The 22,374-nt window shown below is 72.1% G+C and carries 24 protein-coding genes and 2 pseudogenes; 19 read left to right on the top strand and 7 right to left on the bottom strand.

The features are described 5' to 3' along the window. The first annotated feature begins 6 nt into the window (after positions 1 to 6). The 5 genes from ACKTSN_RS08055 (at position 7) to ACKTSN_RS08035 (ending at position 4,915) form a co-directional block, all read left to right on the top strand. Positions 7 to 1,785 carry a CocE/NonD family hydrolase gene (locus ACKTSN_RS08055; RefSeq protein WP_409468460.1) on the top strand — a complete coding sequence of 593 codons (1,779 nt, stop codon included), beginning with the start codon at positions 7 to 9 and terminating at the stop codon, positions 1,783 to 1,785. 34 nt (positions 1,786 to 1,819) lie between these two features. After that, a complete protein-coding gene (locus ACKTSN_RS08050) occupies positions 1,820 to 2,371 on the top strand; it encodes a GNAT family N-acetyltransferase (RefSeq protein ID WP_409468459.1) in 552 nt (183 codons plus the stop codon). A gap of 53 nt (positions 2,372 to 2,424) precedes the next feature. Further along, complete coding sequence (locus tag ACKTSN_RS08045) at positions 2,425 to 3,324, top strand: arginase family protein (protein WP_409468458.1); 900 nt, start codon at positions 2,425 to 2,427, stop codon at positions 3,322 to 3,324. A 64-nt stretch (positions 3,325 to 3,388) separates the two neighbouring features. Continuing rightward, positions 3,389 to 3,892, top strand: a complete 504-nt coding sequence (locus tag ACKTSN_RS08040; RefSeq protein WP_224736362.1) for a phage holin family protein — start codon at positions 3,389 to 3,391, stop codon at positions 3,890 to 3,892. 33 nt (positions 3,893 to 3,925) lie between these two features. Next, positions 3,926 to 4,915 carry an SDR family oxidoreductase gene (locus ACKTSN_RS08035; protein ID WP_409474771.1) on the top strand — a complete coding sequence of 330 codons (990 nt, stop codon included), beginning with the start codon at positions 3,926 to 3,928 and terminating at the stop codon, positions 4,913 to 4,915. Here the strand turns inward: ACKTSN_RS08035 and ACKTSN_RS08030 are convergent. Then, positions 4,912 to 6,035: pseudogene (locus ACKTSN_RS08030) on the bottom strand (enolase C-terminal domain-like protein). The gene ACKTSN_RS08035 and the pseudogene ACKTSN_RS08030 overlap by 4 nt on opposite strands. Before the next feature lie 15 nt (positions 6,036 to 6,050). Beyond that, entirely contained in the window at positions 6,051 to 7,010 is a 960-nt protein-coding gene (locus ACKTSN_RS08025; protein ID WP_409468457.1) for an LLM class F420-dependent oxidoreductase, read from the bottom strand. 202 nt (positions 7,011 to 7,212) lie between these two features. Between ACKTSN_RS08025 and ACKTSN_RS08020 the strand changes: the two genes are divergently transcribed. The 11 genes and pseudogenes from ACKTSN_RS08020 (at position 7,213) to ACKTSN_RS07970 (ending at position 15,260) form a co-directional block, all read left to right on the top strand. Beyond that, positions 7,213 to 8,856 (top strand): NAD(P)/FAD-dependent oxidoreductase, encoded by a 1,644-nt coding sequence (locus tag ACKTSN_RS08020; protein WP_409468456.1) that lies wholly within the window; start codon positions 7,213 to 7,215, stop codon positions 8,854 to 8,856. After that, a complete protein-coding gene (locus ACKTSN_RS08015) occupies positions 8,853 to 10,700 on the top strand; it encodes a transketolase (protein WP_409468455.1) in 1,848 nt (615 codons plus the stop codon). The genes ACKTSN_RS08020 and ACKTSN_RS08015 overlap by 4 nt, the downstream gene beginning before the upstream one ends. After that, positions 10,697 to 11,623 (top strand): non-homologous end-joining DNA ligase, encoded by a 927-nt coding sequence (gene ligD, locus ACKTSN_RS08010; protein WP_409468454.1) that lies wholly within the window; start codon positions 10,697 to 10,699, stop codon positions 11,621 to 11,623. Before ACKTSN_RS08015 ends, ligD begins: the two co-directional genes overlap by 4 nt. Before the next feature lie 52 nt (positions 11,624 to 11,675). Next, positions 11,676 to 12,029, top strand: coding sequence for a gas vesicle protein (locus tag ACKTSN_RS08005; protein WP_409468453.1), 354 nt, complete (start codon positions 11,676 to 11,678; stop codon positions 12,027 to 12,029). 65 nt (positions 12,030 to 12,094) lie between these two features. Next, the gene (locus ACKTSN_RS08000; RefSeq protein ID WP_409468452.1) at positions 12,095 to 12,529 is read left to right on the top strand and encodes a gas vesicle structural protein GvpA; all 435 of its coding nucleotides are present in this window, start codon (positions 12,095 to 12,097) and stop codon (positions 12,527 to 12,529) included. Next, on the top strand, positions 12,526 to 13,299 hold the full coding sequence (locus tag ACKTSN_RS07995; RefSeq protein WP_409468451.1) for a GvpL/GvpF family gas vesicle protein: 774 nt from the start codon (positions 12,526 to 12,528) through the stop codon (positions 13,297 to 13,299). The genes ACKTSN_RS08000 and ACKTSN_RS07995 overlap by 4 nt, the downstream gene beginning before the upstream one ends. A 3-nt stretch (positions 13,300 to 13,302) precedes the next feature. Beyond that, positions 13,303 to 13,542: pseudogene (locus ACKTSN_RS07990) on the top strand (gas vesicle protein GvpG); the annotation flags it as partial. 152 nt (positions 13,543 to 13,694) lie between these two features. Beyond that, entirely contained in the window at positions 13,695 to 14,021 is a 327-nt protein-coding gene (locus tag ACKTSN_RS07985) for a gas vesicle protein (protein WP_409468450.1), read from the top strand. Next, positions 14,018 to 14,794: a GvpL/GvpF family gas vesicle protein gene (locus ACKTSN_RS07980; RefSeq protein ID WP_409468449.1), complete on the top strand. Its 777-nt coding sequence runs from the start codon at positions 14,018 to 14,020 to the stop codon at positions 14,792 to 14,794. Before ACKTSN_RS07985 ends, ACKTSN_RS07980 begins: the two co-directional genes overlap by 4 nt. Continuing rightward, positions 14,791 to 14,979: a gas vesicle protein gene (locus tag ACKTSN_RS07975; RefSeq protein ID WP_129800271.1), complete on the top strand. Its 189-nt coding sequence runs from the start codon at positions 14,791 to 14,793 to the stop codon at positions 14,977 to 14,979. The genes ACKTSN_RS07980 and ACKTSN_RS07975 overlap by 4 nt, the downstream gene beginning before the upstream one ends. Next, positions 14,976 to 15,260: a gas vesicle protein K gene (locus tag ACKTSN_RS07970; protein ID WP_129800270.1), complete on the top strand. Its 285-nt coding sequence runs from the start codon at positions 14,976 to 14,978 to the stop codon at positions 15,258 to 15,260. The genes ACKTSN_RS07975 and ACKTSN_RS07970 overlap by 4 nt, the downstream gene beginning before the upstream one ends. A 14-nt stretch (positions 15,261 to 15,274) precedes the next feature. Here ACKTSN_RS07970 and ACKTSN_RS07965 read toward each other — a convergent pair whose 3' ends face one another. The 3 genes from ACKTSN_RS07965 to ACKTSN_RS07955 form a co-directional block, all read right to left on the bottom strand. Beyond that, positions 15,275 to 15,445, bottom strand: a complete 171-nt coding sequence (locus ACKTSN_RS07965; RefSeq protein ID WP_073495203.1) for a hydrophobic protein — start codon at positions 15,443 to 15,445, stop codon at positions 15,275 to 15,277. Positions 15,446 to 15,487: 42 nt separating this feature from the next. Further along, positions 15,488 to 16,309: a class I SAM-dependent methyltransferase gene (locus ACKTSN_RS07960; RefSeq protein ID WP_409468448.1), complete on the bottom strand. Its 822-nt coding sequence runs from the start codon at positions 16,307 to 16,309 to the stop codon at positions 15,488 to 15,490. A 101-nt stretch (positions 16,310 to 16,410) separates the two neighbouring features. Further along, the gene (locus ACKTSN_RS07955; RefSeq protein ID WP_409468447.1) at positions 16,411 to 17,904 is read right to left on the bottom strand and encodes a bifunctional phosphatase PAP2/diacylglycerol kinase family protein; all 1,494 of its coding nucleotides are present in this window, start codon (positions 17,902 to 17,904) and stop codon (positions 16,411 to 16,413) included. Positions 17,905 to 17,976: 72 nt separating this feature from the next. Between ACKTSN_RS07955 and ACKTSN_RS07950 the strand changes: the two genes are divergently transcribed. After that, the gene (locus ACKTSN_RS07950) at positions 17,977 to 18,633 is read left to right on the top strand and encodes a histidine phosphatase family protein (RefSeq protein WP_409468446.1); all 657 of its coding nucleotides are present in this window, start codon (positions 17,977 to 17,979) and stop codon (positions 18,631 to 18,633) included. A gap of 42 nt (positions 18,634 to 18,675) precedes the next feature. Continuing rightward, positions 18,676 to 20,295: an ABC-F family ATP-binding cassette domain-containing protein gene (locus ACKTSN_RS07945; protein ID WP_409468445.1), complete on the top strand. Its 1,620-nt coding sequence runs from the start codon at positions 18,676 to 18,678 to the stop codon at positions 20,293 to 20,295. 6 nt (positions 20,296 to 20,301) lie between these two features. On the opposite strand, the gene ACKTSN_RS07940 is transcribed toward ACKTSN_RS07945, so the two are convergent. Beyond that, complete coding sequence (locus ACKTSN_RS07940) at positions 20,302 to 21,396, bottom strand: Vms1/Ankzf1 family peptidyl-tRNA hydrolase (RefSeq protein ID WP_409468444.1); 1,095 nt, start codon at positions 21,394 to 21,396, stop codon at positions 20,302 to 20,304. A gap of 60 nt (positions 21,397 to 21,456) precedes the next feature. Between ACKTSN_RS07940 and ACKTSN_RS07935 the strand changes: the two genes are divergently transcribed. After that, positions 21,457 to 21,795 (top strand): DUF6158 family protein, encoded by a 339-nt coding sequence (locus ACKTSN_RS07935; protein ID WP_409468443.1) that lies wholly within the window; start codon positions 21,457 to 21,459, stop codon positions 21,793 to 21,795. Positions 21,796 to 21,826: 31 nt separating this feature from the next. Here the strand turns inward: ACKTSN_RS07935 and ACKTSN_RS07930 are convergent, their stop codons facing one another. After that, on the bottom strand, positions 21,827 to 22,369 hold the full coding sequence (locus ACKTSN_RS07930; protein WP_409468442.1) for a type 1 glutamine amidotransferase domain-containing protein: 543 nt from the start codon (positions 22,367 to 22,369) through the stop codon (positions 21,827 to 21,829). Between the last annotated feature and the right edge of the window lie 5 nt (positions 22,370 to 22,374).

The following is a 22,374-nucleotide window of genomic DNA, read 5'->3' as shown; positions in this document are numbered from 1 at the left end:
GTCTGTGTGTCCCGACGTGCGTCCAGGTCCCGTGCCGTTCTCGCCGCCGCGCTGGGCGCTGCGCTCACCGCACCCCTCGCACTCACCGCTCCCGCCGCCGCGACCGGCCAGTACACCGTCAGCGCCCTGAAGTTCACCGTCAAGGCGGGCGGCCGCACCTGCACGATCGACGCCGACCTCTACCGGCCCGCGGGCGTGAACAGTGCCCGCCCCGCTCCCGCCGTGCTGGCCACCAACGGCTTCGGCGGCAGCAAGAACGACGGCTCCACGGACGCCATCGGCAAGGCCTTCGCCCAGCGCGGCTACGTCGGGCTCGTCTACTCCGGGCTCGGCTTCGGCAGATCGGGCTGCCTCATCTCGCTCGACGACCCGGCCATCGACGGCCGGGCCGCCGCGCAGCTGCTGGACTTCCTGGCCGGCAAACGGGCCGCCGACGACGGCACCAGCGTCGACTACGTCACCCTCGACCGTCCGGGCGACCCGCGCGTCGGCATGATCGGCGGTTCCTACGGCGGGGCGATCCAGCTGGCCACGGCCTCCGTCGACCACCGCGTCGACGCCCTCGTGCCCATGATCACCTGGAACGACCTCGTGTACTCGCTCGACCCGAACAACGCCGTCGGCGCCCGCGGCGTGCCCGGCGCCTTCAAATGGCAGTGGACCAACGGCTTCTACCTCATCGGCGAGGGCCAGCCGGTGAGCCGGCCGAGCCTCGACCCGTCCCGCATCAACTCCCGCACCTGTCTGCACTTCGTCAGCAGGGCCTGCGACACCATCCGCACCCTCAACTCCGGCCGCTATCCGGCCGACCGGACCGCCGGACTGCTCGACTACGCCCGCAGCGTCTCCCCGGTGTCCTATCTGCACCGGGTCAAGGCGCCCACCCTGCTGGTCCAGGGGCAGGCCGACACCCTGTTCAACCTCAACGAGGCGACCGCCACGTACAAGACGCTCAAGGCGCACGGCACGCCGGTGAAGATGATCTGGCAGTCCTGGGGGCACAGCGGCGGCCTCACCGACCCGGCGACCGGCGAACTCAATCTCGTCCAGGGCAACCTGGAAGGCAGCTACGTGGGCAAGCGGATCCTCTCCTGGTTCGACCGCTATCTGCACAAGAAGAAGGTCGACACCGGACCGTCCTTCGCGTACTACCGGGACTGGATCACGGACCCGCACCGCACCTACGCCACGGCCGACCGGCTCCCCGCACCCGGCCAGCAGCTCTACCTCTCCGGCGACGGCAAACTCGTCGACAACCGCAGGAAGGTGGCGCGCGGAAGCCGCTCGTACACCAACTGGCTGAAACCCACGAGCCATTCGGAGAGCTCAGTGGCCGGGCTCGCCGGGCTGCCGGACCCGGCGCCGTACGACACCAAGGGCACCTATCTGGGCTGGACCAGCGAGCCGCTCGGGCGGGCCGTGGACGTCGTGGGCGCGCCCCGGGCCACGCTGAGGGTGGTCTCGCCGAAGGCGGAGCGCACCCAGCACTCGGGTGACGCCGCGGACAAGCTCGTCCTGTTCGCCAAGCTGTACGACGTCGCGCCCGACGGCAAGCAGACACTGGTCCACCGGCTGGTCGCGCCGGTCCGCGTGCCGGACGTGACCAAGCCGTTCACCGTGACCCTGCCGGGCATCGTCCACCGGTACGAGAAGGGCCACCGGCTGCGGTTCGTGATCGCGGCGAGCGACGACGCGTACCTCGGCAACCGGGGGATCAAGCCCGTGACCGTGGTCAGCGCGCCGGGGGACACGGGGGTGCTGGAGTTGCCCGTGGTGTCTGAGTGAGCCCGCTCGGAGGGAGCCGTCGTAGGGTGGCGGCGTGCCACACTCCGCGTCCCGCTACCTCGCCGAAGGTCCCCGCGTGGGCATACGCCACTTCACCCACGAGGACGGCGCCGAGTTCACCGCGCGTGTCCGGGAGAGCAAGGCGCTGCACCATCCGTGGCTCTTCCCGCCGGACACCGCCGAGGCGTACGCCCGCTATGCCGGCCGGCTGATCGAGGACCCGACGAAAGCGGGGTTCCTGGTCTGTGACCGGGTCACGCACGCCCTGGCCGGCTACATCAACATCAACAACATCGTCGGCGGCGCCTTCCAGAGCGGGGCGCTGGGATACGGCGCCTTCGCGCACGCCGCCGGGCGCGGGCTGATGCGCGAGGGGCTGAACCTGGTCGTGGACCATGCGTTCGGGCCCATGCGACTGCACCGGCTGGAGATCAACGTGCAGCCCGGCAACGCCGCCTCGATCGCCCTCGCCCGCGCCTGCGGATTCCGCCTGGAGGGCTTCTCGCCGCACATGCTCTACATCGACGGCGCCTGGCGGGACCACGAACGCTGGGCGCTCACCGCCGAGATGCGGGCCTGTAGTTGATCTTCATCGTTTGCCGTTGAAAGCTCGACTCCACGTCGGGGAGGATGCGGCGCATGCGGAATATCGTCGTGATCGACGCCCCCTCCAACCTGGGCCTGCGCCCGCCCGCCCCCGGTACCGTCCCCGGCTGCCACAAGCTCGCCGGGGCCCTGCGTGAGCAGCGGATACTGCAGCGGCTGAACGCCCTGGAGGGCGGTGTCGTCGTGCCGCCGCGCTACGACCGCGGGGACTGGCAGGAGGGCGACGGCGTCTTCAACGCGGCCGCCATCGCCTCGTACACCTGCAGACTGGCCGACCGGATCGAGCACCATGTACGCGCCGGGGACTTCCCCCTCGTGCTCGGCGGCGACTGCTCCATCCAGCTCGGTGCCTCGCTCGCGTTGCGCCGCATCGGGCGGTACGGACTGGCGGCCGTGGACGCCTCGCACGACTTCCGCCACCCGGGCAACTCCGACCACGTCGGCGCGGCGGGCGGCGAGGAGCTCGCGCTCGCCACCGGGCGCGGGCAGGAGGACCTGACGAACCTGGAGGGGCTGAAGCCGTATCTGCGGGACGCGGACGTGCGGCTCTTCGGCATCCGCGACTATTTCGACGAGGACACGGCAGAACTCGCCGGCCTGAAGATCCCGGTCGTCACGGTCGGCGACATCCGGGAGTGGGGCGCCGACGCCCTGGCCCGCGTCACCGCCGAGGCCTTTGCGACTGGGCAGCTCCAGGGGTTCTGGGTGCACCTGGACGCCGACGTCCTCGACCCGTCCGTCATGCCCGCCGTCGACAGCCCCGACCCGGACGGACTGCTCCCCGACGAACTCGTCGCCCTGCTGCGGCCCTGGCTCGCCTCCCCGCACTGCGTCGGCCTCAACGTCACCATCTACGACCCCGACCTGGACCCGGAGGGCACGGCGGGCGCGCTGCTCGCCGACGTCGTCGTGGACGCCTTTGCGCAAGCCTGATCTGCGGCTCCTCCGGCCAGTGTCCGTGGCGTTACTCGGGCAGGGCCGCGGGTACCCGGCGGGCATGGACCGCATGGATCATCTGGAGCATCTGGACAAGCATCTGGTCGACGAACTGGCGCAGGTCGCGCGTGAGACGATCCGTGACGAACTGCGGCAGCAGACCCGTAAGCAGCGCCGCACCGCCATGCTGTACGGCGCTTCGGGAGCCGTCGCCCTCTACGCGGGAGCGGCCCTCGCCCTCGCCGTGGGCCTGGCCCTCGCCATCGCCCTGCCGGACTGGGCCGCTGCGCTGGTCACCGCGGCGATCCTTGGTGTCATCGCCTACGTGCTGCGCGGGGCGGCACGGCCCACACACCGACACATGACCGAACCGGCCGCCGGCCACCCGGAGCGTGTCCCCGGCGGCGCCGCGCCGTATCCGCCGATGCCGCCTGTCGCGCCCGGCGAGGCCCCCTCGGCGACCGGCGCGCCGACGGCGGACACCCCGCAACCGGGCACGCCCGCCCCGGGCCCGGTACCGCGGCCGGACCTGATCGACCCCGAGAACCCGCACCACCGGGCGTGACGACCGGTGCGCACGTGGCGTCGCAGCACCGTCGTGGTGACCGGGGCAAGCGGCGGCGTGGGCCGGGCCACCGCCCGCGCCTTCGCCGCCCGGGGCGACCGGGTCGCCCTGCTGGCCCGGGGCCGCGAGGGCCTCGCCGCGGCGGCGGACGACGTACAGCGCGCCGGAGGTGAGGCGCTGGTCGTCACCGTCGACATGGCCGACGCCAAGGCCGTCGACGACGCCGCCCAGCAGGTCGTGGACGTCTTCGGACGGATCGACGTCTGGGTCAACAACGCCTTCGCCGGGGTCTTCGCGCCGTTCACGGAGATCACCCCGGACGAGTTCCGGCGGGTGACCGAAGTGACGTACCTGGGCTGTGTGTTCGGTACGCGGGCCGCGCTGCGGCACATGCTGCCGCGGGACCGGGGCACGATCGTGCAGGTCGGTTCGGCGCTCGCGTACCGGGGGATTCCGCTGCAGTCCGCCTACTGCGGCGCCAAGCACGCGATCCAGGGATTCAACGAGTCACTGCGGTGCGAGCTGTTGCACGAGAGGAGCGGGGTGCGGACGACGATGGTGCAGCTGCCCGCCGTCAACACGCCGCAGTTCGACTGGGTGCTGAGCCGGGTGCCGGGGCGGGCCCGGCCGGTGGCGCCGGTGTATCAGCCGGAGGTCGCGGCGCGGGCCATCGTGCACGCGGCGCGGCACGGGCGGCGCCGGGAGTACTGGGTGGGCGGCTCCACGGTGGCCACGCTGCTCGCCAACGCCGTGGCTCCCGGGCTGCTGGAGCGGTACCTCGCCCGGACCGCGTTCGACGCCCAGCGGGACGCGGGCGAGCATCCCGGGCAGGGGAACCTGTGGGTGCCGGCCGACGGTCCGCACGGGCGGGACTTCGGCGCGCACGGACGGTTCGACGCGGAGTCCGTTCCGGCCAGTCCCCAGGAATGGGTTTCCCGCAACCGTGGACATGTGGGGAAGGCACTCACCGTCGGCGCCGGGGTGCTGGCCGCACGCAAACTGACCCGGCTCGCCCGCCGTTAGGCGACCCGGTATTCCTCCACGTCGTCGGTCCGCAGCGTGAGGCCGTGGCCTGTACCCGCGGTGGGGCGGACGGTGCCGCCCGTGGGGTCCAGGGCGCCGGTGAAGAACATCGACTCGATCCGGACGTGGTCGTGGAACCACTCGATGTGCCGCAGGTTGGGGATCGCGGCCGCCACGGCGGCGTGGGCGTGCGGGGCGCAGTGGGCGGAGACCTCCAGGCCGTGCGCCTGGGCCAGGGCCGCCGCGCGCAGGAACTCGGTGATGCCGCCGGTGGGGGTGCCCCCACGCCTTTAGGGCAGTGGGGGAGGGTTGCGTCGATCTGCAGGCAGTCGACCGCGCCCGCCGTGATCATGCGGGCGAAGTAGGGCAGGTCGTAGCCGTACTCGCCCGCCGCGATGTCGCAGACCAGGGCGTCACGCACCAGCCGCAGCCCCGTCAGGTCGTCGGAGGGAACCGGTTCCTCGAACCAGCCGACCCCGTGCTCGGCCAGCGCGTGACCGACGCGCACCGCCTGTTTGCGGGTGTAGGCGCCGTTGGCGTCGACGTACAACTCGGCCTGCTCGCCGATGACATGGCGGGCCGTGCGTACCCTGGCCACATCGCGGGCCACCGCCCGGCCCCGGCTCTCGCCGATCTTCATCTTCACGCGCGGGATGTGCTGCCCGTGCACCCAGCCGTTCAACTGCGCGGCCAGATGGGTGTCGTGGTACGTCGTGAAGCCGCCGCTGCCGTAGACGGGGACCCGCTCCCGGACCGTGCCCAGCAGCCGGGCCAGCGGGAGTTCCAGGAGCCGGGCCTTCAGGTCCCACAGGGCGATGTCCAGGGCCGAGATCGCGCAGGACGCGATGCCCGGGCGGCCCGCGTTGCGCACGGACCGGACCATGGCGTGATGGGTGGCCGGGATGTCCAGGGCGGTGCGGCCCTCGACGAGCGGGGCGAGCTGGTCGCGCAGGAAGTCGCCGACCGCCGGCGGGCCGTACGTCCAGCCCGTGCCGGTCGCCTCGCCCGCGGTCACCTCGGTGAGCACCACGGTCGTGGTGTCCCAGTCCAGCGTGCCGTCCGCCTCGGGGGCGTCCGTGGGCACCGTGTACACCGACACGGCGGGGCGATGCAGCTTCATCGGGCCCTCACGAGATCAGTGACTCTGCTGGAGCTGGGGCAGCACCTTCGTGCGGTAGAAGTCGAAGAAGGCACGCTGTTCGGGGCCGATCTGGTTGACGTAGATCCGGTCGAAGCCCGCCTCGGCGAACGCGTTCAGCGTGGCGACGTGCTGGTCGACGTCGTCGCCGCAGACCGTGTTGTCGCGCACCATGTCCTCGGTGATCAGCGGCTCCAGCTGCTCGAAGTGGCGCGGTGAGGGCAGGACCTGGCCCATCTCACCGGGCAGCAGCTGGTTCGACCACAGCCGGCGGACCGTGCGGACGGCCTCGTCGCGGTCGGTGCCGTAGCAGACCTTCGTCCCGCCGCTCACGAGCTTCGCGCCCCCGCCGCCCCTGCGGAACTGCTCCACCATCGACGCCTCGGGCGTCATCGTGATGTAGCCGTCGCCGACGCGTGCCGCCAGGGCCGTCGCCTTGGGGCCGAAGCCGGAGATGTCGATCGGGACGGGCTCGGCGGGGACGGTGTACAGGCGGGCGTTCTCGACCTTGTAGTGCGTGCCGTAGTGGCTGATCTTCTCGCCGGAGAACAGCTTGCGCATGACGAGGATCGCCTCCTCCAGCATGTCCATACGGACGCTCGCGGGCGGCCAGGTGTGGCCGACGACGTGCTCGTTCAGTGCCTCGCCCGTGCCGACGCCGAGGCGGAAACCGTTCGTCATCACCGCGCTGGTCGCGGCGGCCTGGGCCACCACCGCCGGATGGATCCGGACCGTCGGGCAGGTGACCGCGGTCTCGATCGGCAGGGACACCACCTGGGAGATCGCGCCGATCACCGACCACACGAAGGGGCTCTGGCCCTGGGCGTCGTTCCAGGGGTGGTAGTGGTCCGAGATCCACAGCGTCTCGAATCCGGCCTGCTCCGCCATCCTCGCCTGTTCGACGAGATCCGCGGGGCCGAACTCCTCGCAGGAGAGGAAGTAGCCGTACTGGGGCATGGGGGGGCGCCTCCACGAAGGAGCGGTCGGGCAGGTCACCGGCCGGGTATCCGCCCGCCCCGGCGCGAAACGCGGGTGGGGGTGGGGGCCGGACCAGGGGCCTGGCGCGTTTGGGTGCCGGGGCCAGGGGGACGTGGAAAACCTCGTACGAGCCACACCCCCTCTGCCTCGAGGGCGTGGGGGACCCCCACCGGAGGCGAACGTGAGTCGACCCCGCATCGTGATCGTCGGTGCCGGTTTCGCCGGCTACCGGACCGCCCGCGAGCTGTCGCGGCTGGCCCGGGACAAGGCCGACATCACCCTGCTCAACCCGACCGACTACTTTCTGTATCTGCCCCTGCTGCCCCAGGTGGCCGCCGGGATCCTGGAGCCGCGCCGGGTCACCGTCTCCCTCTCCGGCACCCTGCCCCGGGTGCGGCCCGTGCTCGGCGAGGCCGACGGCATCGACCTCGACGCGCGCACCGTGCACTACTCCGACCCCGAGGGCGGTGGCGGCACCCTCCAGTACGACCGGCTGGTGCTCGCCGCCGGCAGCGTCAACAAGCTGCTGCCCATTCCCGGCGTCGCCGAGCACGCGCACGGCTTCCGCGGGCTGCCCGAGGCGCTCTATCTGCGCGACCACGTGACCCGGCAGGTGGAACTGGCGGCTGCCGCCGACGACCCCAAGAGCTGTGCGGCGCGGTGCACCTTCGTCGTGGTCGGCGCCGGTTACACCGGTACCGAGGTCGCCGCGCACGGGCAGATGTTCACCGACGCGCAGGTCCGCAAGCATCCCCTGCGGGAGGGCATGCGGCCACGCTGGATGCTGCTGGACATCGCACCGCGCGTCCTGCCCGAGCTGGACGAACGGCTCTCCCGCACCGCCAACCGCGTGCTGCGGCAGCGGGGTGTCGACGTGCGGATGGGGACCTCCGTGAAAGAGGCCATGCACGGGGGAGTCCTGCTGACCGACGGCGAGTTCGTCGACACCCGCACGCTGGTGTGGTGCGTGGGCGTACGGCCCGATCCGCTCGTCGACTCCCTCGACCTGCCCATGGAGCGCGGGCGGCTGCTCGTCGACCCCAACCTCCAGGTGCCGGGCCGGCCGGAGGTGTTCGCGTGCGGGGACGCGGCCGCCGTGCCCGACCTCGACCGACCGGGGCAGTACACGCCGATGACCGCGCAGCACGCCTGGCGGCACGGCAAGGTCTGCGCGCACAACATCGCCGCGTCCTTCGGGGCGGGGGAGCCGCGGGCCTACCGCCACCGGGACCTGGGGTTCGTCGTGGACCTGGGCGGCGCGCAGGCGGCGGCCAACCCGTTCGGCGTGCCGCTGTCCGGGCCCGTCGCGGGCGCGGTCACCCGCGGCTACCATCTCGCCGCGATGCCCGGCAACCGGGTGCGGGTCGCCGCCGACTGGCTCCTGGACGCGGTACTGCCGCGCCAGGCGGTCCAGTTGGGGCTCGTACGGTCCTGGTCGGTACCGCTGGACACGGCTTCGCCTGAGCTGGCCCGGGTGCCGGGCCGGGGGGAGGCGGACGCGGGGGTTGGCGCGGCCGGCGTGGGGGACGGTGGTGCGGGGGCTGCGGAGAGGCAGCCGGGACCGGAGCCTGCGGAGAGCCGGCCCGGCTCCGAGTCCGCGAAGAGTCAGCCGGGCCCGGAACCGGCGAAGAGTCAGCTGGGCCAGGAACCCGCGAAGAACCAGCCGGGCGGGGAGCCGGCGAAGAACCAGCCGGGCGGGGAGCCGGCGAAGAACCAGCCGGGCGAAGAGCCCGCCAAGAAGCAACCACCCCCCGCCCCCGGCGAGGGACACCCCTCACCCGGTCCCGTCAAGCGCACCGACATCCCCGCCGAAGGAGACCGATGAACACCCCCGAACTCGTCGAGCTGGCGCAGCAGTTGCGTGTGGACAGTGTGCGGTGCTCCGCTGCCGCAGGCTCCGGGCACCCCACCTCCTCGATGTCCGCCGCCGATCTGATGGCCGTGCTCCTGGCCAACCACCTGCGCTACGACTTCGACCGCCCCGACCACCCGGGCAACGACCGTTTCATCCTCTCCAAGGGACACGCCTCGCCCCTGCTGTACTCCGCCTACAAGGCGGCCGGCGTGGTCGACGACGCCGAACTGCTCACCTTCCGCAAGCTGGGCAGCCGCCTCGAAGGGCACCCCACGCCGCAGCGGCTGCCGTGGGTGGAGACGGCCACCGGATCGCTCGGGCAGGGACTGCCGGTCGGTGTCGGCATCGCCCTGGCCGGCAAGCGGCTCGACCGCACCGATTACCGCGTGTGGGTGCTGTGCGGTGACAGCGAGCTCGCCGAGGGCGCCGTGTGGGAGGCCGCCGAGCACGCCTCGTACGAACATCTCGACAACCTCACCGCGATCATCGACGTCAACCGGCTCGGCCAGCGCGGCCCCACCCGGCACGGCCACGACCTCGACGCCTACGCCCGCCGTCTGGAGGCCTTCGGCTGGCACACCGTCGAGGTCGACGGGCACGACGTCGACGCGATCGACCGCGCGTACGGGGAGGCGATCTCGACCAAGGGACAGCCCACCGCCGTCCTCGCCCGTACTCTGAAGGGCAAGGGCGTCGGCGCCGTCCAGGACCGCGAGGGCCTGCACGGCAAGCCGCTGCCCGGCCCCGAGGAGGCCATCGCCGAACTCGGCGGCCCCCGCGACCTGCGCGTCCATGTGCACGAACCGCACAGCGCCCGCCTGCTGCACGCCGTGCGCGACGGGCAGGTCGAGCTGCCCCGCTTCGACAAGGGCGAGGAGGTCGCGACCAGGGACGCCTACGGCAAGGCGCTCGCCGCCCTCGGCACCGGACGCGGCGAGATCGTCGCCCTCGACGGCGAGGTGAGCGACTCCACCCGCGCCGAGTACTTCGCCAAGGAACACCCCGAGCGCTTCTTCGAGTGCTACATCGCCGAGCAGCAGCTGGTCGCCGCCGCGGTGGGCCTGTCGACGCGCGGCTGGGTGCCGTACGCCTCGACGTTCGCCGCGTTCCTGACGCGCGCGTACGATTTCGTGCGCATGGCGTCGATCAGCGGCGCCGGTATCAACCTGGTCGGCTCGCACGCGGGGGTCGCGATCGGGCAGGACGGGCCTTCGCAGATGGGCCTGGAGGACCTGGCGATGTTCCGGGCGGTGCACGGCTCGACCGTTCTGTACCCGTGCGACGCCAACCAGACCGCCCGGCTGGTCGCCGCCATGGCGGACCTCGACGGCATCCGCTATCTGCGCACCTCGCGCGGCAAGAGCGCCGTGCTCTACGGGCCCGACGAGGAGTTCCCGATCGGCGGCAGCAAGGTGCTGCGCTCCTCCGACCGGGACCGGCTGACCCTTGTCGCGGCGGGCGTGACCGTGCCCGAGGCGCTGGCCGCCGCGGACGCCCTCGACCGGGCGGGCATCCAGGTCCGGGTGATCGACCTGTACTCGGTCAAGCCCGTCGACCGGCTCACCCTGCGGCAGGCCGCCGAGGACACCGGCTGTCTGCTGACCGTGGAGGACCACCACGAGGCGGGCGGCCTCGGGGACGCGGCCCTCGACCCCTTCCTCGACGGGCGCCCCATGCCGCGTCTGGTGCGTCTCGCGGTGCGGACCATGCCGGGCTCGGCGGCCCCCGACGAGCAGCTGCATGCGGCGGGCATCGACGCCGAGTCCATCGTCGCCGCCGTCCAACTCCTTGTGGAACAGGCGGTCGTGCGGTGAGCGGCGACGACGTACGGACCGTGCGGGCCGGCCGGCGCACGGTCGAGGTGCACCGGCCGGACAAGGTGCTCTTCCCCGGTGGCGGGGACGCCAAGGAGTACACCAAGAGCGACCTCGTCGACTACTACCGCGCCGTCGCCCCGTTCATGCTGCCGCAGTTGCGCGGCCGGCCGTTGATGCTGGAGCGGCATCCGGACGGCCTGGACGGTCCGCAGTTCATGCAGAAGAACACGCCGGACACCTTCCCGGACTGGATCACCCGCGTCGAGGTGCCCAAGGAGGGCGGCACCGTCTGTCACACCGTCTGCGACGACACCGCCACCCTCGTCCACATCGCCGACCAGGCCTGCATCACCCTGCACCGCTGGCTGTCGCGCACCGGACGCCTGGAGAGCCCGGACCGGATGGTCTTCGACCTCGATCCCTCCGGCGACTCCTTCGCGCCCGTCCGCGAGGCGGCCCGGCTGCTCGGCGAGCTGCTCGACGAACTGAAGCTGCCCTCCGCCCTGATGACGACCGGTTCGCGTGGCCTGCACGTGATCGTGTCGGTCGGCGGGCACCACGGCTTCGACGAGGTACGCGAGTTCGCCCGGGACGTCGCCGACACCCTCGCCACCGCCCACCCCGACCGGCTCACCACCGCCGCCCGCAAGAAGGACCGCGGCGACCGTCTCTACCTCGACGTGCAGCGCAACGCCTACGCGCAGACCGCCGTCGTCCCCTTCACCGTCCGCGCCCGGCCCGGCGCCCCCGTGGCGGTCCCGGTCACCTGGGACCAGCTGGACGAGCCGGACTTCGGCCCACGCCGCTGGACCATCGCCGACGCCGCCGACCAGGCCCGCACCAACCCCTGGGCCGACGTGCCGACCCGCGGACGCGCCCTGGGGCCGGCGCGGCGCCGGCTCGACGCACTGCGTGGCTGACATCCGGAGGTTTGGCCAAGGTCCGTGTGGCCACCCGGAGTTCGAGGTGGCCATGTCGAACGCAAAGAACACGTCGGACGCACAACATCCGCGTCACGACCCCGAACACGCCGAAGATCGCAGGGCGGACGACCGGGCGAGCCCCATGCAGGTGCTGCGTCATGCGCGCACCCAGCTGGCGGAACTCACCGGCATGGCCGCCGAGACCGTGTCGTCCTTCGAACAGACCGAGGACGGCTGGTCGCTGGAGGTCGAGGTCCTCGAACTCGCCCGCGTGCCCGACACGATGAGCCTGATGGCGAGCTACCGGGTCGACCTCGACCCCGACGGACAGCTCACCGGCTACCGGCGCGTTCGCCGCTACGAACGCGGGCGGGCCGACTCACACAGGCCCGGCGGCCGCTGAGCCGCCCACCCGTGATCCCGACGCACACCACATCCGCGCACCAAAGACAAGGAGGACCGGTCGGCATGACCGTTGTCCCGGCACAGCAGACCGGCGGCGGAGGCGGCTCCAGCGGCCTGTACGACGTCCTGGAGCTGGTCCTCGACCGAGGGCTCGTCATCGACGCCTTCGTACGTGTCTCCCTCGTCGGCATCGAGATCCTGAAGATCGACGTCCGGGTCGTCGTCGCCAGCGTCGACACCTATCTGCGCTTCGCCGAGGCGTGCAACCGGCTCGACCTGGAGGCCGGGCCACGCAAGAGCCCCGGCCTGCCCGACGTCGTCGGGCAGATCACCGAGTCCGGCGCGCGCGGCAAGTCCAAGGGCGCACTGTCCGGCGCCGCGCAGACCGTCTCCGACGCCTTCAAGCGGGCACGTGACGAGGTCTCGCAGCCCGAGAGCGAGTCCCGGCCGCGCGCCCGCAAGGCCACCACGGCCCGCCGGAAGGAGGAGCCGGAGTGAGTACCTACGTCTACGGCATCACCGCACGCTCGCACTCCGCGCTCCCCGAGGGCATGGGCGGCGTCGGTGATCCCGCCCGACCTGTGCGCATCCTGACGGAGGGCGACCTGGCGGCGATCGTCAGCGACGCGCCCGACGGCCTGCGCCCCAAGCGCAGGGACCTGATTGCCCATCAGAACGTGCTGGCCGAGGCCGGAGCGGCCGGCTGTGTGCTGCCCATGCGGTTCGGCAGCGTCGCCCCGGACGACGACACGGTCACCGGCGTTCTCGCCGAACGTGCCGCGCACTACCGGGAGCGGCTGCGGGCCCTGGACGGCAAGGCCGAGTACAACGTCAAGGCCTCGCACGTCGAGGAGGCGGTCCTGCACCGCGTGATGGCCGAGAATCCGGGGATCCGGGCCCTGGCGGAGGCCAACCGGCAGTCGGGCGGCGGCCGTTACGAACAGAAGGTGCGGCTCGGCGAAATGGTCGCCGCCGCGGTGCAGAGCCGGGAGGCCGAGGACGCCACCGAGCTGCAGCATGCCCTGGAACCGGTCGCCGAGGCCGTGAGCGTGGGCCCCGACTCCAGCGGCTGGCCGGCCAACGTCTCGTTCCTGGTGGACCGCGACGCCGCCGAGATGTTCCTGGCCGCGGTGGAACAGGCCCGCAAGGACCATCCCCACCTCGATCTGCGGGTCCACGGACCGCTCCCGCCGTACAGCTTCGTCGAGCCGGGCCCCGCCGAGCCGGCGGGCAGCCCGGCCGGCCGCGCGGATACGGCGGGGGAGTAGCCCATGGGTCTGATCGGAGAGGTACTGCTGCTGCCGTTCGCCCCGGTGCGCGGCAGCGCATGGGTGATCGGACAGGTGCTGCGCGAGGCGGAACGGCGGTACTACGACCCGGCCGCGGTACGGGCCGAGCTCGCCGTGCTGGAGCGGCGGCTCGAGGCGGGCGAGATGGACGAGGAGGAGTTCGACCGCCGTGAGGACGACCTCCTCGACCGCCTGGAGACCGGGCTGCGGGGCGGCCCGGGAGCTGTGGCCGTGAGAACGGACGACGGGGAATACGGCGGAGAAGGGGAACCCGAAGAAGAATACGAAGAGGTGGAACGCCGGGAAGAAGGGGAGCCCGAAGCGGAGAAGGAGACCGAGGACGAGTACCGGGACGAGTGCGCCGGGAGCCGTCGATGACCTCGTCCAGCCGACTCCCGGAGCCCTACGGCCACGACGGTGGCGCCAACCTTGCCGACATCCTGGAACGCGTGCTCGACAAGGGCGTCGTCATCGCGGGCGACATCCGGATCAACCTGCTCGACATCGAGCTGCTCACCGTCAAGCTGCGGCTCATCGTCGCCTCCGTCGACAAGGCGAAGGAGATGGGCATCGACTGGTGGGAGGACGACCCGGCGCTGTCGTCCCGGGCCCGCCGCTCCGAACTCGCCCGGGAGAACGCCGAGTTGCGTGATCGGCTGGCGGAGCTGGAGACCGGCCGTGCACAGGAGGAGGCCTCATGACCGGACTGCGGTACGTGTACGCCGTCTGCCGCCCTTTCGGTGCGGCCCTGCAGACCCAGCTGACCGGCGTGGCGGGCGCCCCGCCCAAGCTGCTGCACCATCGCGGTCTGGTCGCCGTGGTCAGTACGGTGCCGGAGGGGGACTTCGCGGAGGAGCCGCTCCGTGCCCATCTGGAGGACCTGGAATGGCTCACGGCCACCGCCCGTGCCCACCACGGCGTGATCGACGCGCTGATGACGGTGACCACGCCCCTGCCGCTCCGGCTGGCCACGGTGTTCCGGGACGACAGCGGCGTACGCATGATGCTGGAGGCCCGCGAGGGCGACTTCCGGCGCACTCTCGACCGACTGGAGGGGCGGGTGGAATGGGGTGTGAAGGTGTACGTCGAATTCGCACCCGGTGAAACTCCCGGGGGAACTGCGGAAAGCGAGCCGGCGGCCGGGAAAGCCGTGTCCGGGCGGGACTATCTGCGGCAGCGCAGTATGCGCGCCCGGGAGCAGGAGGACAGGTGGCGGAAAGCCGAGGAGTTCGCGACCCGGCTGCATGAAACGCTCGCCGCGCATGCCGACGATTCCCGGCTGCACGCGCCCCAGGATCCCGCACTGTCCGGCACCTCCGGTCGCAATGTCCTGAATGCGGCCTATCTGGTGCCGCGCGCCGAATCCGAGGAGTTCGTGGAAATCGTGGACCGGACGAAGGACGAAGCGCCCGGAATGCGGGTGGAACTCACCGGCCCCTGGGCGGCCTATTCCTTCGCGGGGGAGAAGCCGTGACGGTGATCGAACGCCGTGAGGTCGCCCTCGTGGACCTGCTCGACCGGCTGCTGGCGGGCGGGGTCGTGATCACCGGCGACGTCACCCTGCGCATCGCGGACGTCGATCTCGTCCGTATCGACCTCAACGCGCTGATCAGCTCGGTGAACGACCGGGTGCCGGCCCCCTGGGGTGAGGACCTGTGACGGCCCGCCGGGGTCGTCTCGAGCTCGAGCCCGACACCGTCGAGCGCGATCTGGTCAAGCTCGTCCTCACCGTCGTGGAACTGCTCCGCCAGTTGATGGAACGGCAGGCGCTGCGCCGGTTCGACACGGGTGATCTCAGCGAGGAGCAGGAGGAGCGGATCGGGCTCACCCTGATGCTGCTCGACGACCGGATGACCGAGCTGCGCGAGCGCTACGGACTGCGGCCCGAGGACCTGAATCTGGACCTCGGGCCGCTCGGACCGTTGCTGCCCCGGGACTGAGCTCCCGGGTCAGTTCACCACCTGTACCAGCGGCCCCTGCCTCCGGCTGCGGTCGTACCCCGCATCAGGAAGCCCAGCAACCACAGAACAAGGACCGCGATCGCAATCCACCAAAGCACCTCTACCGCGAATCCGGCGCCGAACAGAATCAGCACCAAAAGCAGTACCAGCAGGATGGGAACCATAATGTGAACCTCCTGCTCCCCGAGTTTCCCGAAAAGGAATGTTCAGGCTTCCTTGCGGCACAGAATTTCTCCGTGCAGAACCGCGAACCAGCCGTCGTCCTGTTTCCCCCACTGGCGCCAGGCCTCCGACACGGCCCGCAACTGTTCCGGGCTCGCATGTCCGCCCTCCGTGGCCCGCTGCGCGTAGGCGGACGCGAGGGTGCGGTCCGCCCACAGGCCGCTCCACCACTCCCGCTCGTCCGGCGTCGAGAACGTCCAGGTGCCGGACGTGGCGGTGATGTCGGTGAGCCCGGCTTGCAGCGCCCAGGACTTCAGCCGACGTCCCGCGTCCGGCTCACCGCCGTTGGCGCGGGCCACCCTGCGGTACAGGTCCAGCCAGTCGTCCAGGCCGGGTGAGGCGGGGTACCAGGTCATCGCCGCGTAGTCCGAGTCGCGGGCGGCGATGAACCCGCCCGGTTTCGTCACCCGCCGCATCTCGCGCAGGGCCTGCACGGGATCACCGACGTGCTGGAGCACCTGGTGGGCGTGGACCACGCAGAAGGTGTCGTCCGGGAAGTCCAGGGCGTGCACGTCGGCGACCGCGAAGCCGACGTTGGTCAGGCCGCGTTCGGCCGCCGTGGCCCGTGCCCGGTCCAGGATGTCCGGTGCGAAGTCGACACCGGTGACATGGCCGTCAGGGACCAGCGCGGCCAGGTCTGCGGTGATGGTGCCGGGCCCGCAGCCGACGTCCAGGATCTTCATGTGTGGCTGCAGCGCGCCGAGGAGGTACGCGGCGGAGTTGGCGGCGGTCCGCCAGGTGTGCGAACGCAGCACGGACTCGTGGTGCCCGTGCGTGTAGACGGCGGTCTCCTGTGCTTTCGGCATGGCTGTACCCCTTCGCGTCACCCAGGTTCACGTCCTCCGCCACCGTACGCGCCAGGTCGAATGATGAGACACTTTGTTCTACAATGTGGACTGACGACTGGTCAGCTCTTGGTTACGGGCCGGTAGACGACCAGTGCCTCGGGCAGCTTCTCCAACGTGACCTCGCCCTCCACCTCGGTGACCTCTCCGTCGTAGGCGAGCAGCGTGCCCGGTGCGACGCCGGACAGGCGCAACCGGCCCACCTGGACCGCCGCGTGCGCCGGGGAGCGGGTCAGCGGGCCGGCCAGGGCGGCGGCGAGCAGCCGCAGCGCCGGTCCGCGCCCGCCGTGCACGACCCGTACGTCGAGCTGTCCGTCCGCGAGCTCGAGCCGGCGGGCCGGTGCGAGGCCCATCCGGTGGTAGGTGCCGTTCCCGGCGAACAACAGCCACAACGGCCTTGGCCTGCCACCGAGTTCGACCTCCAGCGGATGCCGGTCCGCGCGCAGGACGCGCAGCGCCGCGAGCACCCCGGCCGGCCAGCTGCCGATCCGGTGCGACCAGCGGTCCCGCTCACGGACCAGCTCCGGATAGACGCCCAGGCTGCACGTGTTGACGAAGACGCCCTGCTTCTCGCCGCAGGTGAACCGGCCCACGTCCACCCGCACGGCGTCGCCCCGCCGGACCGCGCGACTCAGCGTCCGGACGTCCTCCACGCCCAGGTCGCCGGCGAAGTGGTTCAGCGTGCCTCCGGGCAGCACCGCGAGCGGCAGGCCGCGGCGCAGGGCGATCTCCGCGGCCGTGTTCACCGTGCCGTCGCCGCCGCACACCCCGAGCACCCGGGCCCGGGCGGCCGCCTTCTCCAGCTCGTCCCGCATGTCCTCCGGCGCGCACTCGACGACCTCCGCCCGCGGCAGCGCGTCCCGCAGCGTCGGCGCCCGGTCCGTCCGGCCGGCGGCCGTGTTGGCCACGACGACCAGGCCCTCGCCCTCGGGCAGCGACGGCGCCTCGGCGCGCGGCCGGGCCGGCAGCGTGATCTGCGCCCGGGTCGGCACCAGACCGCGTACGGCGAACGCGGCGCCCACGCCGAGCGCCGCACCCGCCAGGACGTCGCTCGGAAAGTGGGCGCCCGTGTAGACGCGGGACATGGCGACCGAGAACGCGACCGGGGCCACGACGGCACCCCAGGCGGAGGACTCCAGCGCCACCCCGGTCGCGAAGGCCGCCGCGGAGGCGGAGTGACCGGACGGGAACGAGGTGGTGATCGGCTGCCGCTTCAGCTGCCGGACCAGCGGGACGGGGTCGAGGACCGGGCGGGGGCGGCGCACACTGCGCTTGCCGAGGGTGTTGATGGTGGCCGAGGCCAGGGCGAGCGAGGCCACGCCCCGCACGGCGGCCCGGCGGCCCCTCGGGGTGCGGCTCGCCGCGATCAGGCCCGCCGTCGCGAACCACAGCACACCGTGGTTCGCGCTCCGGCTCAGCCTCGGCAGGACGGGCTCGGCGGCGGGCCAGTGACGTTCGGCGGCGAACTCGAACAGCCGGCAGTCGAGGGCGAGCAGCCGGTCGCGCAGGATGTGATGGCCGGGTTTCGGCAGGGTGAGGTCGACATCTGGGCTCATACAGGCGCGGGTACCCTGAAGGCGCCGTTCTCTGCCCCGTCGGCGGTGGCCGGCACCCGGAGGAACCCATCGATGCGCCTGCTCCTCGTCCGCCACGGCCAGACCCCCACCAACCTCGCCTACCTGCTGGACACCACCGTCCCGGGGCCGGGCCTGACCGAGCTGGGCGAACGCCAGGCCGCCGCCCTGCCCGCGGCCCTCGCCGACGAGGACATCGAGGCCGTCTACGCCTCCACCCTCGTGCGGACCCAGCTCACCGCCGAGCCGCTCGCGGCGGCCCGCGGGCTCGAGGTGATCGTCCGCGACGGCATCCGGGAGCTCACGGCCGGCGAGCTGGAGATGCTGCCCGGCGACTCCGAGCGCGGCCAGGAGTACATGCGGACGGCGTTCGCCTGGGCCGCCGGTGACACCACGCTGCGGATGCCGGGCGGGGAGAGCGGCGAGGAGGCGCTCGCACGGTACGACGCCGTGGTCGCCGAGGCCGCCGACAGCGGCGCCGGAACCGTCGCCATGGTCAGCCACGGCGCCGCCATCCGGATGTGGACCGCCGCCCGCGCCGCGGGCGTCGACGTGCCCTTCGCCGCTGCCCGCCCGCTGGAGAACACCGGCGTGGTGATCCTCGAGGGCTCGCCCTCCGACGGCTGGAAGGCGCTGTCGTGGGCGGGCGCGACGGTGGTGCCCGCGGGTGAGGGCGGACCCACCGGGCGCCCGCTGGACGCGACCGAATAAGCGTTTGCCGCAGGTCGCGGGCCGCCAGCACAATGCGGCCTCATGGGACATCTGGAAGCCGCACACCTCGAGTACCACCTCCCGGACGGGAGGACCCTGCTCGGCGATGTGTCGTTCCGGGTGGGCGAAGGGGCGGTCGTCGCCCTCGTCGGCCCCAACGGCGCCGGCAAGACCACCCTGCTCCGGCTGATCTCGGGCGAGCTGAAACCCCACGGCGGCACCGTCACCGTCAGCGGCGGGCTCGGTGTGATGCGGCAGTTCGTGGGCTCCGTACGGGACGAGACGACCGTACGCGACCTGCTGGTGTCCGTCGCACCGCCGCGCATCCGCGAGGCCGCCGCGGCCGTCGACGCGGCCGAGCACGCCATCATGACCGTCGACGACGAGGCCGCCCAGCTCCGGTACGCGCAGGCACTGGCCGACTGGGCCGAGGCGCGCGGCTACGAGGCGGAGACGATGTGGGACATGTGCACCACGGCCGCGCTCGGCGTGCCGTACGAGAAGGCGCAGTGGCGGCAGGTACGGACCCTGTCCGGCGGCGAACAGAAGCGGCTGGTCCTGGAGGCGCTGCTGCGCGGCACCGACGAGGTGCTGCTGCTCGACGAGCCCGACAACTACCTCGACGTGCCCGGCAAACGCTGGCTGGAGGAGCGTCTCGCTCAGACCCGCAAGACGGTCCTGTTCGTCTCCCACGACCGGGAACTCCTCGCCCGTGCCGCCGAGCGGATCGTCTCCGTCGAGCCCGGCCCCGCGGGTGCCGACGCCTGGGTGCACGGCGCCGGCTTCGCCACCTACCACGAGGCCCGGCGCGAACGCTTCGCCCGCTTCGAGGAGTTGCGCCGGCGCTGGGACGAGAAGCACGCCCAGCTGAAGAAGCTCGTGCTGAACCTCCGTCAGGCCGCCTCGATCAGCCACGAGCTGGCGTCCCGCTACCAGGCGGCCCAGACCCGGCTGCGCAAGTTCGAGGAGGCGGGCCCGCCGCCGGAGCCGCCGCGCGAGCAGGACATCCGCATGCGGCTCAAGGGCGGCCGTACCGGCGTCCGCGCCGTCACCTGCAAGGGGCTCGAGCTCACCGGGCTGATGAAACCCTTCGACCTGGAGGTCTTCTACGGCGAACGGGTCGCCGTCCTCGGCTCCAACGGCTCCGGCAAGTCGCACTTCCTCAGGCTGCTCGCCGGGGACGACGTGGCGCACACCGGGGAGTGGAAGCTCGGGGCGCGGGTCGTGCCCGGCCACTTCGCGCAGACCCACGCGCACCCGGAGCTGGTCGGCCGGTCACTGCTCGACATCCTGTGGCGCGAACACGCCCAGGACCGGGGCGCCGCCATGTCCCGGCTGCGCCGCTACGAGCTGACCGGCCAGGCCGAGCAGAGCTTCGACCGGCTCTCCGGGGGCCAGCAGGCCCGCTTCCAGATCCTCCTGCTGGAACTCCAGGGCGCCACCGCCCTGCTGCTGGACGAGCCGACCGACAACCTCGACCTGGAGTCCGCCGAAGCCCTGCAGGAAGGCCTGGAGGCGTTCGACGGCACGGTCCTCGCGGTCACCCACGACCGCTGGTTCGCCCGCTCCTTCGACCGCTACCTGGTCTTCGGCAGCGACGGCCGGGTCCGCGAGACCCCGGAACCGGTGTGGGACGAACGCCGCGTGGAGCGGGCCCGATAGCGCGGTTCACGTCCAGCGCAGCAGTGCGCCCAGGCCGCCCGCCGGTACGTCCTGCTCGCGTGCCGCCTCGGCCGGGGTCAGTGAGATCGCCGGTGCGGCCGTCGCCACCGCCGAGCGGATCAGCGCGTCGTCCGCGCGGGCGGACCAGGAATGCTGCTCGCCGAGGATCTTCAGGTCCGTACGGCGCACCGCCAGCTGGTCCGGGTCCTCACCGATCCACACCTCGCGGTGCGTGTCGGGGCCGTCCGGGCGGACGACCAGCTCATCGATCCGGTGCTCCCGGGCCGCCTCGATCACCGCGGGCACGCCCTCCGCCGCCTGCGCGCGGGCCGCCAGGAACCGCTCCAGCTCGGCCTCGGCATGTCGGCGCACATGGGTGGCGCGGGCCTCCTCCACGTCCGCGTCGAGGAGTCGGCTGCCCGTGCCGTGCGGGGCCTGAACCACCCGGTCGTGCAGCCGCTGCGGCAGCCGCTCGTGCACGGCCCGCCGCTCCCGGTCCTCGCCGACCAGGATCAGCAGATCGGCCAGGGTCTCCTCCTGGCACACCGCGAGCGCGTCGGCGATCTCCGCCGCGTTGTGCTCCCAGGCGTTCTCCACCCGCAGCTGGAAGTGCCGCTCCGACCAGTCCACACTGCTCGTACGGTGCACCGGCCACTGGCGTCCGGCGACCGAACCGGCCTTCTCCCGGACCAGCGCGCTGCGCAGCTCGAAGGCGGCGCCCTTGCGGTCGACGTACGCCACGACGGCCACGGCGTCCTCGCCGGTCAGGTCGAGCAGCGGGGTGGCGCGGGGCAGCGGCGCCCACTGCGCCCAGCCGCCCTGCGGGGCACGGGCCAGCGGCGGGTCGAGGACCACCTGACCCGCGCGGGCGAACAGGGCCCGGCCGTGCGGCTCCGGCGAGTGCTTCAGCTCCTCGATCGCGTCGCGCACGGCCATGCAGGTCGCCTCGTCGGCGCCCTGACCCGCGAGTTCCCGGGACATCGCCTCGGCCGTCAGATGCCGCTCGTGAGGCGTGTCCTCCGTGTGCCGGGAGAGGTCGACGTACACGGAGGCCCAGGGCCCCGGATGTTCGTAGAGTGGATGCAGGAACGCGAGATCCATGGCTCCCTCCCGGTTGCCGTTCGGGGGTACTGCTGCTTGCCGGGCGGGTACCCGAACCCCATGAATGAACACGATGAGCGGGGCACCACCATGACCGGAGTCGAACCGGGTCGGCTGGACGACCAGCAGCTCATGAAGGAGCTGGAGACCATCCACCGCACGCGCCACGACACCCTGCTGTACGGCTCGAACGACGCGCTGCGCGCCCACAACGAACGCATGGCCCAGCTGGAGGGCGAGTACCTGCGCCGCAATCCGCGCCGCTTCGTCTCCCCGGGGCGCACCCGGGAGGGCGCCCGGGAGCGGGCCGCGGTGTGTGACGGGGTCCGCGAGCAGCAGACCCCGGTCGGGAAGCGGGGACAGGGCGCCACCGCGACCGACCCCGGCCCCGGCCCATGACACGACACGGCGGGACGGACAGCCCCGTCGGTTACGCCGTCTCCTTCGCGAACACCTCCAGGAACGCCGCGCAGAACGCCTTCAGGTCGTCCGGCTTGCGGCTGGTGACCAGCTTGTTCGGACCGTGGTCGCAGATCTTGACCTGTTCGTCCACCCAGGTGCCGCCCGCGTTGCGGATGTCGGTCCGCACGCTCGGCCACGAGGTCAGCACCCGGCCCTGTACGACGTCCGCCTCGACCAGCGTCCACGGCGCATGGCAGATCGCGGCGACCGGTCGGCCCTGCTCGAAGAAGTCCCGGACGAACGCCACGGCCTTGGGGTTCATCCGCAGGAAGTCGGGGTTGGCCACGCCGCCCGGCAGCACCAGGCCGTCGAAGGAGTCGGCCGACGTCTCGCCCACCATCTCGTCGACGGTGAACGTGTCCGCCTTGTCGAGGTGATGAAAAGCCTGTACCTCGCCCGGCTTCGTCGACACGAGCACGGGATCGTGGCCGGCCTCGACGGCCGCCTGCCAGGGGTCGGTCAGCTCGACCTGTTCGACGCCCTCGGGTGCGGTCAGAAACGCGATGCGCATGACGG

The organism is Streptomyces flavusporus, assembly GCF_046267975.1.
GTDB classification, from domain to species: domain Bacteria; phylum Actinomycetota; class Actinomycetes; order Streptomycetales; family Streptomycetaceae; genus Streptomyces; species Streptomyces flavusporus.
The sequence above is the reverse complement of the archived record's forward strand: the minus strand, read 5'-3'. Positions and strand labels throughout refer to the sequence as shown.